Origin of the sequence: Blautia sp. Marseille-P3087 (genome assembly GCF_900120195.1) — a bacterium.
Lineage (GTDB): Bacteria > Bacillota > Clostridia > Lachnospirales > Lachnospiraceae > Blautia_A.
The window spans coordinates 2,112,686-2,128,862 of the sequence record NZ_LT635539.1 but is presented as its reverse complement, the minus strand read 5'-3'; the positions used below and the strand labels follow the sequence as shown (position 1 = coordinate 2,128,862).

Annotated in this window: 17 protein-coding genes and 1 tRNA gene; 9 read left to right on the top strand and 9 right to left on the bottom strand. The window is 40.5% G+C overall.

Annotated features, from left to right (window positions below; translation table 11 throughout):
• Window positions 1-158: 158 nt before the first annotated feature.
• The gene (locus BQ7344_RS10200) at window positions 159-572 is read right to left on the bottom strand and encodes a hypothetical protein (RefSeq protein WP_005334885.1); all 414 of its coding nucleotides are present in this window, start codon (window positions 570-572) and stop codon (window positions 159-161) included.
• A gap of 107 nt (window positions 573-679) precedes the next feature.
• Here BQ7344_RS10200 and BQ7344_RS10195 point away from each other — a divergent pair, with 107 nt between their 5' ends.
• On the top strand, window positions 680-880 hold the full coding sequence (locus tag BQ7344_RS10195; protein WP_005334884.1) for a helix-turn-helix domain-containing protein: 201 nt from the start codon (window positions 680-682) through the stop codon (window positions 878-880).
• 9 nt (window positions 881-889) lie between these two features.
• On the opposite strand, the gene BQ7344_RS10190 is transcribed toward BQ7344_RS10195, so the two are convergent.
• From BQ7344_RS10190 to BQ7344_RS10160, 7 genes are all read right to left on the bottom strand, one after another.
• Entirely contained in the window at window positions 890-2,263 is a 1,374-nt protein-coding gene (locus BQ7344_RS10190; protein WP_072522491.1) for an FtsK/SpoIIIE domain-containing protein, read from the bottom strand.
• 103 nt (window positions 2,264-2,366) lie between these two features.
• A complete protein-coding gene (locus BQ7344_RS16310; protein ID WP_008704173.1) occupies window positions 2,367-2,762 on the bottom strand; it encodes a DUF6483 family protein in 396 nt (131 codons plus the stop codon).
• Window positions 2,763-2,857: 95 nt separating this feature from the next.
• Window positions 2,858-3,385, bottom strand: a complete 528-nt coding sequence (locus BQ7344_RS10180; RefSeq protein WP_072522490.1) for a hypothetical protein — start codon at window positions 3,383-3,385, stop codon at window positions 2,858-2,860.
• 54 nt (window positions 3,386-3,439) lie between these two features.
• Window positions 3,440-3,817, bottom strand: coding sequence for a hypothetical protein (locus BQ7344_RS10175; protein ID WP_055169795.1), 378 nt, complete (start codon window positions 3,815-3,817; stop codon window positions 3,440-3,442).
• Between the two features lie 90 nt (window positions 3,818-3,907).
• Window positions 3,908-4,291 (bottom strand): YdcP family protein, encoded by a 384-nt coding sequence (locus BQ7344_RS10170; RefSeq protein ID WP_072522489.1) that lies wholly within the window; start codon window positions 4,289-4,291, stop codon window positions 3,908-3,910.
• Window positions 4,292-4,306: 15 nt separating this feature from the next.
• Window positions 4,307-4,630, bottom strand: coding sequence for a YdcP family protein (locus BQ7344_RS10165; protein WP_055060381.1), 324 nt, complete (start codon window positions 4,628-4,630; stop codon window positions 4,307-4,309).
• A gap of 178 nt (window positions 4,631-4,808) precedes the next feature.
• Complete coding sequence (locus BQ7344_RS10160) at window positions 4,809-7,859, bottom strand: VaFE repeat-containing surface-anchored protein (RefSeq protein WP_072522488.1); 3,051 nt, start codon at window positions 7,857-7,859, stop codon at window positions 4,809-4,811.
• Window positions 7,860-8,415: 556 nt separating this feature from the next.
• On the opposite strand from BQ7344_RS10160, the gene BQ7344_RS10155 reads away from it, so the two are divergent.
• The 7 genes from BQ7344_RS10155 to BQ7344_RS10125 all read left to right on the top strand — a co-directional run bounded on the left by BQ7344_RS10155 (window position 8,416) and on the right by BQ7344_RS10125 (window position 13,177).
• Window positions 8,416-8,487, top strand: a tRNA-Arg gene (locus BQ7344_RS10155).
• Between the two features lie 396 nt (window positions 8,488-8,883).
• Window positions 8,884-9,768, top strand: coding sequence for a ParB/RepB/Spo0J family partition protein (locus tag BQ7344_RS10150; protein ID WP_072522487.1), 885 nt, complete (start codon window positions 8,884-8,886; stop codon window positions 9,766-9,768).
• Between the two features lie 10 nt (window positions 9,769-9,778).
• Window positions 9,779-10,564 carry a ParA family protein gene (locus BQ7344_RS10145; protein ID WP_072522486.1) on the top strand — a complete coding sequence of 262 codons (786 nt, stop codon included), beginning with the start codon at window positions 9,779-9,781 and terminating at the stop codon, window positions 10,562-10,564.
• Entirely contained in the window at window positions 10,554-11,459 is a 906-nt protein-coding gene (locus BQ7344_RS10140; RefSeq protein WP_072522485.1) for a ParB/RepB/Spo0J family partition protein, read from the top strand. The genes BQ7344_RS10145 and BQ7344_RS10140 overlap by 11 nt, the downstream gene beginning before the upstream one ends.
• The gene (locus BQ7344_RS10135; RefSeq protein WP_072522484.1) at window positions 11,456-12,430 is read left to right on the top strand and encodes a DUF6017 domain-containing protein; all 975 of its coding nucleotides are present in this window, start codon (window positions 11,456-11,458) and stop codon (window positions 12,428-12,430) included. Before BQ7344_RS10140 ends, BQ7344_RS10135 begins: the two co-directional genes overlap by 4 nt.
• An 11-nt stretch (window positions 12,431-12,441) precedes the next feature.
• Window positions 12,442-12,738 (top strand): hypothetical protein, encoded by a 297-nt coding sequence (locus BQ7344_RS10130; protein WP_072522483.1) that lies wholly within the window; start codon window positions 12,442-12,444, stop codon window positions 12,736-12,738.
• A 10-nt stretch (window positions 12,739-12,748) separates the two neighbouring features.
• Window positions 12,749-13,177 (top strand): hypothetical protein, encoded by a 429-nt coding sequence (locus tag BQ7344_RS10125; RefSeq protein ID WP_072522482.1) that lies wholly within the window; start codon window positions 12,749-12,751, stop codon window positions 13,175-13,177.
• A gap of 47 nt (window positions 13,178-13,224) precedes the next feature.
• Here the strand turns inward: BQ7344_RS10125 and BQ7344_RS10120 are convergent, their stop codons facing one another.
• Entirely contained in the window at window positions 13,225-14,535 is a 1,311-nt protein-coding gene (locus BQ7344_RS10120) for an MATE family efflux transporter (RefSeq protein WP_055066638.1), read from the bottom strand.
• Between the two features lie 272 nt (window positions 14,536-14,807).
• On the opposite strand from BQ7344_RS10120, the gene BQ7344_RS10115 reads away from it, so the two are divergent.
• Window positions 14,808-16,148 (top strand): MATE family efflux transporter, encoded by a 1,341-nt coding sequence (locus BQ7344_RS10115; protein WP_015528771.1) that lies wholly within the window; start codon window positions 14,808-14,810, stop codon window positions 16,146-16,148.
• The last annotated feature ends 29 nt before the right edge of the window (window positions 16,149-16,177 follow it).

The following is a 16,177-nucleotide window of genomic DNA, read 5'->3' as shown; positions in this document are numbered from 1 at the left end:
GGTAACTTTTGTGTATGTTTCCTTGTGATTTGTGCCCCTCTGTTAGATACCGAGGGGCTATTGTCTGCTGGCGTGGCTACCGCCACACCAGCAAGGCTAGTCCGTACCTGTGGCTTTCGCTTCGCACGCCACCTGTCCGTCCTGCCTTATGTGTACAATCAGTCCATTTCCAGAGTAAATTTTTCTGGATTGTCCACAATATTGTATGTGCCGTCTATCTGGTTCTCCTGCCGATAGGAAAAGCTAAATGCCGAGTTGCCGGATTCAGCGTCTTTCTGGTTCTTGTAGACCGTAACAGAAAGTGCGTGGGGAATCTGAATATCATAACTGAAACGGACACTGTGAAAAGAGTTGTCCCTGCATTTTTCAAATATTTGTTCCGCACATTTCTGTTGATCGGTCACGACCAAAGTGTTGAGTATGACCGACACCCGTAGCTCATAATGGTTATCAGAGCCAGAGCCAGACGAAGAAGATACGTCCATCTGTCGTCCCCATTGCAGGTAAAACAGGATTCCTGCCAAGAGCAGAAGTATAGTGATTACTATAATTATTGTCCGTTTTCTTATCATTTTAATTCCCTCCGTACACCTATATTACAGTACAAGTGTAGAGCAAAACAGCTTATTTTTCAATACAGCTATATTTATAATTTGATTAAAAGACGAGGTAAACAAAAATGACAGTATACATGGATTTAGAAAATCTTCTCAAAGAAAAGAATATCAGTAAAAACAAAGTCTGTGAAGCCTGTAATTTACAGAGGACACAGCTCAACAACTACTGCAAAAATAAAGTAACCAGAATCGACTTCTCCATCTTAGCAAAGTTGTGTGAATATCTGGACTGCACACCTAATGACATCTTGAAATTAAAGTAAGGCTTCGGATTATTCCAGAGCCTTTTTTTCTGTTCTCCTTTCTGCAAGTTCCCCAATCGTACCCAAGAAATCATAGCCTTTGGGTACAAGGGGAGTGTAAAATTCTGATATGACACTTGTTCCCACATCACAGTATCCACGCCCTTTGATTCGCTTCTGGAAAAATTGTTTTTTCACATCACTTCCAAAGAGCATACCGTAACCAAGTTCACTCATGCGACCAAGCCCCACACGGAAGTTAAAGTTATCTCTGATACCGTCCCCGAAATACTTTGCGTCTGGACGCTGGCAAGCCACAATCAGAAAATAGCCAGCCTGTCTGCCAAGCATGACGATTTTCTTTAGCTGGCTTAACAGGGCGGTACTTTCTTTTGTTGTGAGCATTTCTAGGAAAGCCACATATTCATCAAAGATAAGGAATTGTGGAGAAAGTCCCAGATAGGCATAGTTTTCTCCTGTACGGTAGTTCGGGTTCAGTTTCATTTCTTCCGAGCGTGTGACCATGCCCTCATAAAAGGTATTGACGCAGTCAATCATATCGTCTTTCGTGTGGTAGACATTTCCCATGACCGTTCCCAAATCTGCAAGGTCAGCGTTCTTCGGGTCAAGAATATATAAATCTGCATTGGTTCTAAGCAGTGCTTCAATGATGGTCAGTAGAAAATAGGTCTTTCCACCACCTGTACCACCGCAGATAAGGGCATGGGGAAGTGAATCATATTCCCACACCAGATTTTTCATTAACCGCAGACCGCCGTTTTCGGCAATTACTTCATCAATCGAAATACGGTTCGCTATCATATCATAGAGCAGGGTGTATTCGATATAGCCGTCATGCAGTGTCTTGTCGGTCAGCTCACAGTACAGTCCCGATTCCAGTTTATCCTCTAAGGACAGGAGCTGTTCTTGATATTTTCCCATTGTAATTTCACACAGGATATGGAGCAATCCATTGTCCATCTGGTAGTAAATTTTCGGAAACCACACGATTTTTTCTCTTGATCTGCTTTGCAGGTCAGTGAAAAAAACGCTGTCTTTGGTGTTCTTCGCTTCATACCATTTATTTTCCAGCACCATGCGAGCCAGTTTTTGTCTGTGTAGCAACCGCTTGATACGGTCATATCCATAACGGTAGTAGAGAAAAGTGACCAATACACAAATACCAGTCGCTATCAGAACCGTAATGGAGTTGTAGGCAGTCCAAGTAATTCCGGCATGGAGCAGGTTAAATTCTTTCCAGTCTGTAACAAGAGGCTGTCGCAGGTTCAGTAGCAAGAATACCGCAACAAACAGGAGCAACAGCCAGCCAATACAGAAATGATAGACCAGCGATTTGTCACTGGCACGAATCCTGTTACCTTTAGATTTTTTCCATACGTTCATATAAACTCCTTTCTTTGGACGTAAGAAAAGCAGTCAATCATGTAGACTAACTGCTTTGTGAATATAAATATAAAATTATAAAGGCTGAATTTTTAATTCTGTATTACTCATCATATTTGAGCAAATAAAGCAAATCGCTATATCCCGATTTCATAAGTAATTGTTTGAAACCAGAAAGCACTTCTTCTTTTGTATAATTGTTGTTTTCCAAAAACTGATTATCTTTTTCACTAAGGTACTGATAAAAAAGAGCCACCGCCATTACTTCGTTTTTGTTTGTATAGTCAATGCTATCTAAAAGTATGTTCTCTGCTTCGTTAATCTGTCCTAAATCAATCATATTAAGAAAAATTTTCAAATTTTTTCCCGATACTTCATACTTGTTTTCTTTTTCAAGTTCAACAGAAACATACTTTTTCCCAAAGGCTAATGAAAATAATACTCTTACCATTTCTTTTATCATTCGCATGATGTAATCTTTTTCATCAGTAAAATTCATTTTCCCATCTCCTTAAATGTTGGTTTAATTATTTGGAACATATAAGCTAACTTATAAACTTGAATTTTGTCTGATTACCAATTATCTTTTGTAATTTATAGCTGCATCAAAAAGAATACCAATACACTCAAGAGTATCGTTACTATTCCCATTATGATAAACATCATGGAAGTAAAACTTTTTGAAATTGGTCTATCAACATAGCACTTTTTAGGATTGTTTGGATTATAATAAACTGTCATCTTACTGTTGATAGGCCACAACTGCTCTGCAAGTTGACGCAAATTTGCAATGGATCCAGTTTTTACATGTAGCCAGCCTTTTTCATCTTCATAGACTTCTGATTTCACCGGTACGGGTACTCCAGATATTTGCGTTGTTTTAATTCCACGAAATATTTTCTTTGTTTTATAACAAGTTCCATTCACAAAGTACTCCACGATTGGATACACCCTTCCATTTCCCGGAAACCCATATTGTTTAACAATACCGTCTGTCTGCTTTGTACACAATTGATTCTGTCTTTTTACAATGATATTGAAAGTAACTCCTAGTAAAACCAATATTACACCAAGACCTCCAACTGTCATCAATTCTAACCATGCAATTTGTATTTCTGTCATAGTTTCATCACCTCAAATTCCAGTTTTCTTGATTCTGCAAACTTGAATTTGTAATTACATTCCATACATATTGGCATTCTTTACAATCACTCTATCTCCTTTTTCTAATTGTTCCTTAGAAACTCCTCTTAACCCAAGTCCAACATGTTCTGTTTTATATCCACAACCATTTGATTTTCGTTCTTTTGTATGTATATCGATGTTAGTAATTATAGTCTCTAATACACCTCCATTTGTTTTATAAACACACGCATTTTCTCCTTCTCTACACATTCCTGTTGATATGTTTCCTGTGACAACTGTTCCAACCCCCATAATTGTAAATACATCATCAATAATCAATTCAAAGTCTTCTTTTAAACATAATGGAACATCTAATCTGTTCATATACTCTTTTTCTCGCTCTTTTTTGCTTTTACCAAATAATCCCATAGTGTTTCTCCTTTATAACTTCCAATTTGATTTTTTTATATTATATCAATTACATTTGAACAATACAATGAAAATCCATTAGTTACAAACTTATTTCTTCGGCGGGTGCTGGGGAGCATTGTTCTGTGGATTTCCGGTATGAGTTCCTTTGTTCTTCAAAATAATGTCGTCCGCTTTTACATACCAGTCCACATCTGCACCACGGTAATTCGCATTGGCTACCGTATCTGCAACAGGGTTGATAAGTTCCACTTCGGCGTTGTAATCATAATCTTTTAACGGAACAGTCGCCGGAACAGATACCTGTATCATGCGTCCCTGTGTGTTGCATTTTAAATCGTAAGTACGTTCCTTGATTTCCTCACTGACCGTCCCATCTTCATTCTGTACATGAACCTCACGGCGTAATGCGGAGAACTTCAACACTCCGAATGTCTTTTCTTTATCAATGACGATTCCATTTGCTAATCTCATAATCTGAATACCCCCTTATTTATTTTCTACTGGTAACATATCGTCTGCAAGTAAGATGTAATTGACAAATCCACGTTCCCCGATTTTATAACCATCGGTAGTGATTCGTGGGTTGATAAGTTTTACTTTCTGCTCCGGCGAAAAATGTTTTTCGCCAGCTTTGGCAGGAAGTGTCACAACTACATCATCGGCTCTCTGTACATCGGAATACAGGTTGTAGCTTCTGTTAATGACAGCTATACGCCCGTTGATTCTCTGCTGTTCCGTAGTATTTTCTCCGGCAAACTCCAAGTTTCCGAATGTCTTTTCCATGTTTGGTACGACAAATCTTAATTCCATAAATGATTGACCTCTTTTCTTTCTGTTTTATTTTCTTTCCTGCTGTACTTTGTGGGGAGCTACACTCCCCACGCCCCTAGTGGACTTCACGCTCCCGTAAACCAAGTGCTTCACGGGAGCGTGAAGTTGCAAAAAGGGTGGCGACCTTGAACGCTCTACCAACCGCTACATTACCGCCTTATGATTTCTTTCTACGGCGTTTGAAATAAAGCATACCGCCAAGCCCTACGCAGGAAAGACCAAGCATGGCAAGGTAAGCATAGATATTGGTATTGTCGCCTGTTTTTGGGCTGTCACTTGTCTTAACCGTAGATGGTGTATCCGGCGTGTCAGTATCCTTTGGTGTGTCTGGGACTTCCGGCACTTCCTTAATTGTCACAGTCTGTCCATCGTCTGTGATGTCCTTATGTTCTGTCACTTTCTTTGGTTCGTCTGGATTGGTCATATCGTATAATTCCTCAAATGTAACAAGGCTCTTTCCACCAAGAGAAGAACCATCAAAGGTAAATGCAATCTCAACCGTCATTTTTTCATTGTCGGCTGTAAACTCATAACCATTGGATACTTTCTTTCCATCAATCAGAAGTTCTGCATTTTCCTCTTTTAACATCTGCCAGCCGGAAAGTTTGTATTTTGTTCCAACTTCCAGCCCATCTAATGTGACTTTATCCACAATCGTTACGTCTTTTCCGGCTTCAATTTCTTTCTTGCCGTTCTTGTCCGTAGCGGTCGTATGGATTTTGATGACACGTTCCGTGATAAGAACGGTCTGTCCATCATCGTTGATGTCCTTATGTTCGGCAACCTTGACAGGCTCTTTCGGATTGCTCATATCGTACAATTCCTCAAAGGTAACAAGGTTCTGACCACCAAGAGCTGAACCATCAAAACTGTAAGTAATCCTAACCGTCATTTTTTCGCTGTCAGCAGTAAAGGTATAATCACTGTCTACACGTTTCCCATCAATGAGAAGTTCCGCATTTTCTTCCTTTACCATCTGCCAGCCGGAAAGTTTATATTTTCTGCCTGTTTCCAATCCATCAAGTGTGACTTCGTCCACGATCTTGATGTCTTTTCCGGCAACAATCATCTTTTCGCCTGTTTTCTTGTCGGTAGCTGTGGTATGGATTGTGATTTCTTTTTCGTATTCATCGGTAAGCGTACCTAAATCAATGGTCACTTTATTTCTGGATACGACTATTTCAAAAGCTGGAATCAGCTTAAATCCGGCGTTGGAATCACACTTTAATTCCTCAATCACATAAGTATCATAAAGTAATGCACCTTTGCTGTCGTCTGGTTCAGATGTACCAAACCATACACCGTCCTCACTGGATTTTCCGGCATTGGTATTGACCTTGTGGGAAGCCCAGCTTGAAGCAGTGGAGAACTGACCGTTTTTGTCAGTAACTACAATATGGGATTCTCCCGTTGTCTTGCTTGTGATTCTGAATGGAACACCTGCAAGGCGTTTGTGTGTACCTGCACCGATTTTTACACCCTCAATATCGCCACGCTTAATCTGGTTGTAGACAGAGTGAGATTTGTCAGTCAAGTCCACGATTTTTCCATCTTCCGTGATAGAAAAGTCGATTGCTTTTGCACCATCTGTTAAGTAGCCCTCTGGTGCTTTGCTTTCTTCTAATCTGTAATTTCCGTAAGGAAGCAAGTCAGCAGAAGTAGAAGCGATTCCGTCAATGCCTGTCTGAATCTTCTTGACAGTTTCATTCTTGTTGTATAATTTTCCCTCTACCAGTACAGGACTGTCATTTAAGGAAATGATATTAAATTCTGTGTACTGTAAGGTCGCACTTCCCTGTGCTTTGGTATCCTTTGTTTCAAGGTCACGTTTCTGGATTTTTACACCGCCACGGATAACCTTGTCAGATACAGAATACTGGTTACTTCCAGAAAGTACGGCAAGTTCGCCATCTTCGGAAATCTGTGTAAGGTACGTCCCCTTAATCTGTTCAGAACTTCCGTCAGCCTGCATATATGCACCATCTAATAAGTAGCCGTTTGGTGCTTTTGTTTCTGTGACAGTGAGTGTACCAAGTGGCAGTACATTCTTACCGTCCTGTGTATAGAAGCTGTCGCCGGATACTTTGTAGCTGTCGGCAAGTCTGGATACATAATGGATAGTTCCGTCACTGTCTTTTTCGGCAACGGTTTTAGTTGTCCATGTACGGGTAGCCTTTGCAGGAAGATTGTCTGCATTGTAGTAACCGTCATAATAGCTCCATGTGAACTCTGCACTCTCTAAAGATGCATTTCCCTGTGGAGTGGATTTTCCTGTTTCCATGTCGATTTTGAATAAATCAATCAAAGTTTCTGTGACCTTTGGAGTGTCAGCAACAGTTAATGTCGCTGTTTTTCCAACTTCCACATTTAAGGCATGGACAGTAGAATCCAGCTTATAACCCTTTGGAGCAGAAAGCTCTTTGATGTAAATTGTTCCTGCTTTTACCTCAACTTCTTTGGTATCGCCGTTTCCATCGGCAGTAAGTGTGGCAAGCTGGCTGTTACAGCCCTTATCAGAATAGACACCAAATGTCGCACCCTCAAAGGAATAACTGGCGTTACCATCTGTGACCGTGGGATTGGAAGAAGTCTTTTTGACTTTTGCATTTCCTACATTTAACTTCGCCCAGAACTGTCCGATGTCCTGTCCTTCGCCAGTGTAGATGTAACCGCCACATTCATAGCGTCCCTTATTTGCTTTCACAAATGCTTTCGCACCAGCGTAAACTTCATTCTGTACTACCTGTGAGATTTCATTATAGGAAGCTCTGACGTTATCGCACTGCCAGCCGAGCTGTTCACTCAACCTCTGCCAGACAACACACTGTTCCAGCAAGTATCCCTGTTTATAATTCAAGTTCGTATGAGAAGCGGTATATTGTTTGACGTACTCTAAGGAAAGAGCAACGTCCGCAATCTGATCGCTACTCATACGGGAGCTTGCGTCAGAACGTGTTTTATATCCATTCTTAAAACTGGTGTTGATATCCACGCAGTAGGCAGTTTCGCCCTCAACTTTCATGTGTCCCTCATTGAATGTAGATTTGATAGAACCATCATTCATAACGTGTTCAATGTAGCCGACACGTTCTGCTGATTCTGTCCAGTATTGATTGCCGGAAGCATGAACCGCCGTCACTGGTAATGCCGTGAGAATGGTTGCAAAAGCAAGCGTTCCTGTCAGCAATCGCTTTACTAGCTTATTCATATTTTCTCTTTCTCCTTTCGATTTTGGGTATGAAAAAAGACGCTCATTTATTGAACGCCTTTAATTTAATTAAATTCAACCTAACGGGTATCTTGTTTCCATGTGATAAATGATTTTAAATACGATTGTAACAAATTATCAGTAATTCCCGAAAAAGTGGTTGGTTTGCTAACAGCCTGCTAACACTCTAAAGGATATAATTGAATATTAGAGTTTATTAACAGAGTCGTTGTGCAAGCCCCTTTTCCGCTTTTTGGGGCGTTAAACGTCCCTTACAGGATAATCGAACTACTGCATACTAACCGCCACAGGGAACTCCTAAGCGGTGACCAGAGTTATCGCCTCGGCGTATAACAGAAAAATGAATTTGAGTTCGATTCTGTTATGTGATGTCACAATTAAAAGGACATGCGTTTTTGGAAAAGGCGATAGCTTCATACCAAAAAATTTCATCATATAAGATTGATTCAGCTGACGTAAGTCAGTTTTAAATCATAAAATCCAATGCCGTTGAAATGGCTGAAAACCTTGATTTTAAGCCAAAAATCCGGTATTAGTCCTGTTAGTTTAATGGATAGAACAAGTGCCTCCTAAGCACTAGATGTGGGTTCGATTCCCGCACGGGACGTCCTATCAAAAGCGGAATGTATTAGAAAAATTTCTAATATGATTTCCGCTTTTTTGTTTTTTCAGAGGGAAAAAGGAATGGAATATCAGCTAATACGGAAAGAATCCTATTAGCCGCTGTCTAATAAAACGCACTGCTGGTATAATAGCTGGAAATAAATCGAAATTCTAATAAAAGAGAAAAGCCAGCTGTTTATTTGAGAAAGTGGATGTAAATCCAAGCTCAGATAAGAAAAAAGAGAAAGGGAAATATCCGGCGGTAAGTTATTAGGTGTGAATACAATAGAATCTTTGCTTAGTGAGAACTAAGGTCAACAGTAAGCCTGTTTGGATCAGATTTCAAAAAAATCTATCTGGACAGGCTTTTTCTGTTGCAGATAAGAAATGGAGGAAAGATATGGATACAGTGGATACACGAAGTGCATCAGTTCCAGAAGATGGCGAAAAAATTATAGAGATTCAGCTGGAACGTCTGCGGACCTTTAAGAACCATCCATTTAAGGTTCGGATGGATCAGGAAATGATTCGGCTCAGTGCGAGTGTTGAGAAATACGGAATCATAAATCCACTGATTGTACGACCGATTCCAGATGGTGTTTATGAGATTATCTCCGGACACAGAAGAAAGGCAGCTGCTGAAAAGTTTGGTTACAGGAAGGTGCCGGTCATTATCAGAGTCATGTCGGATGATGAAGCAGTAATTAATATGGTGGATTCAAATTTACAGAGGCAGCAGATAACATTCAGTGAAAAGGCTTTTGCTTATAAGATGAAGAATGAAGCTATGAAGCGAACCGGAGGAAGAAGAAAAAGTAGCCAGTCTGACTACCCGTTGAAAGGAAAAAAGACAGTAGAAATCATTGGTGAAGAATTTGGTGACAGCGCAAAACAGGTACAGCGGTATCTGAAGTTGACGGATCTTATTCCTGAGTTACTGGAAAAGCTGGATAACGGTGAACTTTCATTTAACCCGGCTGTGGAACTTTCGTATTTAACGATAGAGGAACAAAAGGAATTTATAGATGCTATGGAGTATACACAGGCAGTCCCATCTATTTCCCAGGCACAGAGAATGAAGAAATTAAGCCGGGAGAAAAAGCTGACTGGAACAAAAATGAGAGAGATCATGGGTGAGATCAAAAAAGGGGAAATTACCAGAGTGATGTTTAACAACGAACAACTGTATCGGTATTTCCCAAAATCATATACCCCGGCAGAAATGAAAGAAGAGATACTGAGCATGTTAAACCAATGGAAACCGCAGAAAACGGTAGCAAAATAGGAGGAAAATTATGTGTAGAGTAATCGCAATATCAAACCAGAAAGGTGGAGTTGGAAAAACCACCACAACCGTAAATCTTGGAATTGGACTTGCCAGACAGGGAAAGAAAGTGTTGCTGATTGATGCAGATCCACAGGGGAGCCTTACAGCAAGTCTTGGTTATGTAGAACCGGACGAAATAGGAACTACACTTGCCACAATTATGATGGCTATCATCAATGAAAAAGAATTTGAGATCACAGATGGCATTCTGCATCATAAAGAAAATGTAGATCTGCTTCCGGCAAATATTGAATTATCTGCATTGGAAGTAACAATGGGGAACGTGATGAGCAGAGAGCTGATTATGAAGGAATATATTGAGGCTGTGAGAACGGAGTATGACTATATATTGATTGACTGTATGCCAAGTCTGGGATTAATGACAATCAATGCGCTGGTAGCTGCGGATTCCGTGTTGATTCCAGTACAGGCGGCTTACCTTCCGGTGAAAGGTCTTCAGCAGCTGATACATACGATTGCAATGGTAAAGAAACGGCTGAACAGGCAGCTCATATTTGAAGGAATACTTCTCACAATGGTAGATTTCCGCACAAACTATGCAAAGGATGTGGCTGGTAAAGTGCGTGAAGCTTATGGAGAAAAGATAGAGATTTTTGATACGGTGATTCCTATGTCAGTGAAAGCAGCTGAAACAAGTGCAGAAGGCGTCAGTATCTTTTCCCATTGCCTGAATGGAAAAGTAGCGAAAGCATATGAGACGATTGCAAAGGAGATATTGAGAAATGAAGAGTAAAAGTGCAGACAAAATAAAGATGCCCAGTATAGATGAACTGCTGGGAGTGTCCGGTGAGGAAAGTGCAACAGATATTGAGATTAGCAGAATACACAGCTTTGCAAATCATCCATTTAAAGTTTTGGATGATGATAAGATGGATGACCTGGTAAAGAGTATTAAACAGAATGGTGTGCTGACACCTGTTTTAGTAAGGCCAGATAAGAATAACAGCTATGAGATGATATCCGGGCATCGAAGAATGCACGCAGCCATAAAAGCTGGACTGGAGACAATACCGGCTATTGTGCGGGATATGGAAGACGATGAAGCCATTGTCATAATGGTAGATGCCAATATCCAACGAGAAGAATTGCTTCCAAGTGAAAAGGCTTTTGCATATAAGATGAAAATGGATGCTATGAAAAGGCAAGGGATACGGACAGATTTAACTTCGTGCCAAAATGGCACGAAGTTCAGAGCTGATGCTGCAATGGCAGAACAGATAGGAGAAAGTGCAAGAAGTATTCAGCGGTATATCCGTCTGACAGAACTTATTCCAGACCTTCTTGATTATGTAGATAAGAAACGTCTGCAGTTTACCGTTGCGGTTGACATTTCCTATATTGACAAAGAGATTCAAACATGGTTATTTGAATACATCAAGGAAAATGGTACGGTTAAAGCAGTTCAGGTAGCAGCACTCCGCACAGCACTTGAAGTAGGACCGATGACGCAGGCGAAAATGATCTCCATACTGGTAAACAGTCAGCCTGGTAGGAAGCAGGAACAGAAAATCACATTTTCAGAGAAAAAACTGAGAAATTTCTTCTCTGAAAAATATACGGCAGAGGATATGGAAAGTGTAATTTTGGAACTTCTGGATCAATGGAAGAGAGGTGAGATAACAGTATGAATTTTGAATACTATTATGGCACTCAGGCTGATCAGTTCAGTTTTATCCGGATTCCAAGAATATTATTATTAGATGAAGCATTTTCCGCACTGTCTTTATCAGCTAAAGTCCTTTACTCGGTACTTCTGGATAGAATGGGACTGTCAATGAAAAATAAATGGCTTGACGAAGAAAACAAGGTGTACATTATCTATCAGATCACGGAGATACAGAGTGACTTGGGATTCTCTAAGAAAAAAGCAATGGATTATCTCACAGAATTGGAGAAAATCGGACTGATTGAAAAGAAAAAGAGAGGCTTTGGATTGCCGAACATTATATATGTTAAGAGCTTTATGGCACATCAGAGAAGTAATGAAATGAGAACTTCACAGGAAAAAGATTTGGTACATAGAAGTATCGAAATAGGAACTTCTGAGGTGATGAATAAGCACCTCAGAGGTGCCGAAATAGATACCTCAGAAGTGCCAAATAGCGGACTTCAAGAGGTTCCCAAAACGGTACCTCTATATAATAAGACTTATATGAATTATAATAACCAGAGTAATATAAAATCGAATCATATCAAATCAGATGGCGATAGGATTCGATGTGATCAAAAAGAACAGACAATCAATGCTTATGCTGAACTGGTAAAGAAAAATATTGATTTTGATGTTTTACTGCATACATACAGCAGAGAGCAGGATCTGGTAGAAGAAATATATCAGCTGATTCTGGAGACCGTTCAAACTGAAAAGGATATGATACGGATCGCCGGCGAATATTATCCGGCAGGATTTGTAAAGGGAAAATTACTGAAACTGAATTATTCGCATATCGAGTATGTGCTGGAGTGCATGGATAAAAATACTACGAAAGTCAGAAACATAAAACAATATTTGCTGGCTGCTTTATTCAATGCACCATCAACGATTGGAAGTTATTATAAAGCAGCGGTAAATCACGACATGCCACAGTACGCAAACTGAAGGAGGTACTTATGATTGTTTTAAGAATGGCAGGAAAAATTTTATTGTTACCGGTGTGGTTATTATTAGCTACTGCTCATTTACTGGTAAAGATCGTAGTTGAAATCTACTGCATCGGCAAAGGGATTGTCAATCTCATTCTGGGTTTTATGCTGATTGGAACACTGCTCTGGTACAGACAATGGGAGCGGTTTGCTTTACTTGCAGTTGCCAGTGGTATCTTGCTGTTCTTTCTGTGGATCGGAGTGTTTATGGAAGTTATACTGGAATCAGCACAACACAAAATTGGAGAATTGATTATTAAGTGAGGAAACTATTATGGAGAAAGAATATATTCAGCTACCTGCATTAAAAAGAGATCTGGATCCAGATGTTGTAAAGGCTTTATGGGCGTTTATCCAATTACCTGAGGAATACCAAGCACGCTATCAGGAGCAATATGAATTGTTAAATCAGAGGAAAGAAGAAGCAGACAGGCAATTACAGGAGAATATCGAAAAGATTGATGCAGACGCAATTCATTTATATGAAGAAACCATGCGGAGCATGATTCGTGATATTGTTCAGCAATCCTGTAACTTAGCTTGTTGGGTTCGTTATCATAAATATGATTTGGAAGAATCTCTGGAGGAGATGATAGACCAGCAGCCACATGCTGCAAAATATATTATTGCAATGAATATACTTATGGATGACGCAGAGGGAAGCGAAAGTCCATTTGAGGGAAACAGTTTTATGACATCATAATTAAGGAAATCACAATCAATAGTGGAGCTGTCGGTAAATAACGTTTTTTACATATTTCCCGACAGCCCCATTCTTTTTCTTCTGTCTTTATATGCCAGAAACAGAATCGTCAGAAACGTAACTGTCTCCGCTGCAAGAAGAGAGATCCAGATTCCATTTAATCCGAATAATTTCGCAAGTATAACTGCGCAGATAACAATAGCAACAATTCCTCTCAGGAATGATCCCACAATCGCGATTTTCGGTTCATCTACTGCTGAGAAATATGCCACCAGTACAACATTGATTCCTGCAACTATAAATCCAAGGAAATACAGACGCAGTCCTGTATGTGCATAATTCAATAACTGAACATTGTTTTCACTGTTGAAAATGCTGATTAGCGGGTCAGTTGCTGTCCAGATGATCAATTGGATCAATGCTTCTACGGCAAGACATACGAGCAGGCTCCATTTCAGAAGTTTTTTTACCTGAGTAGGCTGACCTTTTCCGTAGCTTTCACTGATCAGAGGCTGTGCGCCCTGGGCCAGACCGTTGAAGATTGCAAATGCCACGATAGAAAGGTTTGCCACAACTCCATAGGCTGCTACACCTACATTTCCTGCAATTCCCAGGATCAGGAAGTTAAATACAATAGCGATCACACCGGAAGACAGTTCACCGACGAATGCGGAAACTCCTAGCTGACAGCAGGAAATCAGGTGTCTGAATGACGGTTTTTTCCAATGGAATCCTACATGGTTTCTGCTACTTCTGTAGTGTATGGTACAGACGCTCATTGTTACGATCGGACAGATTGCAGTAGCCAGTCCGGCTCCGGAAAATCCCAGACCGACTGGGAACATGAATATATAATCAAATATAATGTTAAAGATACTTCCACTGATGGAACCGATCATTGCAATAGAAGGCGCCCCATCGTTTCTGGCAAATGCAGTAAATGTATAATTTGACATGAAGAATGGTGTTGCGATCAGAATAATTCTCACATAGTTTCGTCCAAGTCCGATCAGTCCGGCATCTGCACCCAGCAAAGCCAATGCTTTGTCCGGAATAAAAATTCCGATCAGCATAAATGGAACTGCAACCAGTATGCTCCAGGTTACTGACTGTACGAAATAATGTTCTGTATTTTCTCCTTTTGCCCTGCTTATGGCATACCTGGTAGCGGAACCAATCCCGATCATAGCCCCAATCGCATAGATCAGTCCATAAACCGGCAGGATCAAATTGAGAACTGCCAGTCCGTCAGCACCGGAATATACAGATATAAAGAAAGTATCTGCCAGAACATAAACGGAAATCCCGATCATTCCGGCAACACTCTGGGTTACATATTTAGTGAATCTTTTCAGCATAATTCATGTCTCCTTCCGTAAAGACTTGCCTTCTATTATATATCTGTATTTTAAAAAATAGCAATCAAAAACTCCTCTCAGGCGCTATGCATAATAATTTCAACAACATGCTGCTTATAGCAGGTATTGATAAATTTATATCATTCTGATGATATATTATATTTCATTTTTCACGTTAATGATGTAAAATTATCAATGTAAATATCAGGGCATATTCGAATAATCATTTCTAAACTTTTTCAAATATGCTCCGGAAAGGAACTTTTATACTAATGAAAACCAAGATTCAGGATATGACCTCCGGTTCACCGGGACGGTTGATTATTCTTTTTGCAATTCCCCTGATGCTGGGAAATATCTGTCAGCAGCTTTATACAATGGTGGATACCATGGTTGTTGGTCAGGTTGCAGGTGTGGAGGCTCTTGCCGCACTGGGTGCTGTTGACTTTCTGATGTGGGTTGTCACAGGAATATCCACAGGACTCACTCAGGGATTTTCTATTCAACTCTCCCAGTATTATGGGGCAAAGGATTTCGAAAATCTGCGTAAATCTCTGGCTCACAGTTACCGGCTGACCGCATTCATCGCAGCCGGAGTATTGATTCTCAGCCAGTCATTTGCTTCGCTGGTATTAACAGGGCTGCATACACCTTCCAATATTATCGGAATGTCTCTGTTATATCTGCGCATCATTTTCTGTGGAATCCCCGCCACAGCAGCCTATAATATGTTTGCCTCTGCTCTAAGGGCTATGGGAAACAGTAAAACACCGCTGACCGCAATGATCATCGCATCTGTGCTGAATGTCTCACTGGACATCCTTTTTGTGGCAGGCTTCGGATGGGGTGTGGCAGGAGCAGCAATCGCAACTGTGATTGCACAGAGCTTCTCCGCTGTTTACTGTTTCCTGATTTTACGCAGAATTGATATCGTTCATCTGACCAGAGCAGATTTTATGCCTGCCTCCGGTATGAATGCCCGCCTGATGAAGCTTGGTATTCCTGTTGTATTTCAGAATATCATCATCGGTGTGGGCGGTCTGGTAGTCCAGTATGTGATCAATGGCTACGGTTTCCTTTTTGTAGCAGGATTTACAGCTACAAACAAGCTTTATGGTCTGCTGGAAATGGCTGCTATTTCCTATGGATATGCCATCGTTACCTATGTGGGTCAGAATCTGGGAGCCGGAAAGATTGACAGGATCAGAAAAGGCGTCCGCAGCAGTATGCTGCTTTCCCTGCTTACCTCACTGATCATTTCTGCTGCCATGTTTTTATTTGGAAAAAATATTCTCTCACTTTTCATCTCAGGTGAACCGCAGCAGACACAGCAGGTATTGGCAATTGCTTTTAAATACCTTTCTATTATGGCTGCCATGCTCTGGGTTTTGTACTTCCTGTACGTGTACAGATCTGTACTTCAGGGGCTGGGAGATACCTTAATGCCTATGGTAAGTGGTATGGCTGAATTTGTCATGCGTATCAGTGCTGCACTGATCCTTCCCCATTTTATCGGACAGGACGGTATTTTCTTTGCAGAGATTGCAGCATGGAGCGGAGCCACTGTGATCTTATGTATCAGCTATTATGTACGGATGCATAAATATCATTAAAACAAAACAGGGAGCTGTCGGTAAATAAC

Coding starts and splice junctions, on each gene's coding strand:
- BQ7344_RS10200 (WP_005334885.1), bottom strand. CDS start 572: ATGATAAGAAAACGGACAATAATTATAGTAATCACTATACTTCTGCTC.
- BQ7344_RS10195 (WP_005334884.1), top strand. CDS start 680: ATGACAGTATACATGGATTTAGAAAATCTTCTCAAAGAAAAGAATATC.
- BQ7344_RS10190 (WP_072522491.1), bottom strand. CDS start 2,263: ATGAACGTATGGAAAAAATCTAAAGGTAACAGGATTCGTGCCAGTGAC.
- BQ7344_RS16310 (WP_008704173.1), bottom strand. CDS start 2,762: ATGAATTTTACTGATGAAAAAGATTACATCATGCGAATGATAAAAGAA.
- BQ7344_RS10180 (WP_072522490.1), bottom strand. CDS start 3,385: ATGACAGAAATACAAATTGCATGGTTAGAATTGATGACAGTTGGAGGT.
- BQ7344_RS10175 (WP_055169795.1), bottom strand. CDS start 3,817: ATGGGATTATTTGGTAAAAGCAAAAAAGAGCGAGAAAAAGAGTATATG.
- BQ7344_RS10170 (WP_072522489.1), bottom strand. CDS start 4,291: ATGAGATTAGCAAATGGAATCGTCATTGATAAAGAAAAGACATTCGGA.
- BQ7344_RS10165 (WP_055060381.1), bottom strand. CDS start 4,630: ATGGAATTAAGATTTGTCGTACCAAACATGGAAAAGACATTCGGAAAC.
- BQ7344_RS10160 (WP_072522488.1), bottom strand. CDS start 7,859: ATGAATAAGCTAGTAAAGCGATTGCTGACAGGAACGCTTGCTTTTGCA.
- BQ7344_RS10150 (WP_072522487.1), top strand. CDS start 8,884: ATGGATACAGTGGATACACGAAGTGCATCAGTTCCAGAAGATGGCGAA.
- BQ7344_RS10145 (WP_072522486.1), top strand. CDS start 9,779: ATGTGTAGAGTAATCGCAATATCAAACCAGAAAGGTGGAGTTGGAAAA.
- BQ7344_RS10140 (WP_072522485.1), top strand. CDS start 10,554: ATGAAGAGTAAAAGTGCAGACAAAATAAAGATGCCCAGTATAGATGAA.
- BQ7344_RS10135 (WP_072522484.1), top strand. CDS start 11,456: ATGAATTTTGAATACTATTATGGCACTCAGGCTGATCAGTTCAGTTTT.
- BQ7344_RS10130 (WP_072522483.1), top strand. CDS start 12,442: ATGATTGTTTTAAGAATGGCAGGAAAAATTTTATTGTTACCGGTGTGG.
- BQ7344_RS10125 (WP_072522482.1), top strand. CDS start 12,749: ATGGAGAAAGAATATATTCAGCTACCTGCATTAAAAAGAGATCTGGAT.
- BQ7344_RS10120 (WP_055066638.1), bottom strand. CDS start 14,535: ATGCTGAAAAGATTCACTAAATATGTAACCCAGAGTGTTGCCGGAATG.
- BQ7344_RS10115 (WP_015528771.1), top strand. CDS start 14,808: ATGAAAACCAAGATTCAGGATATGACCTCCGGTTCACCGGGACGGTTG.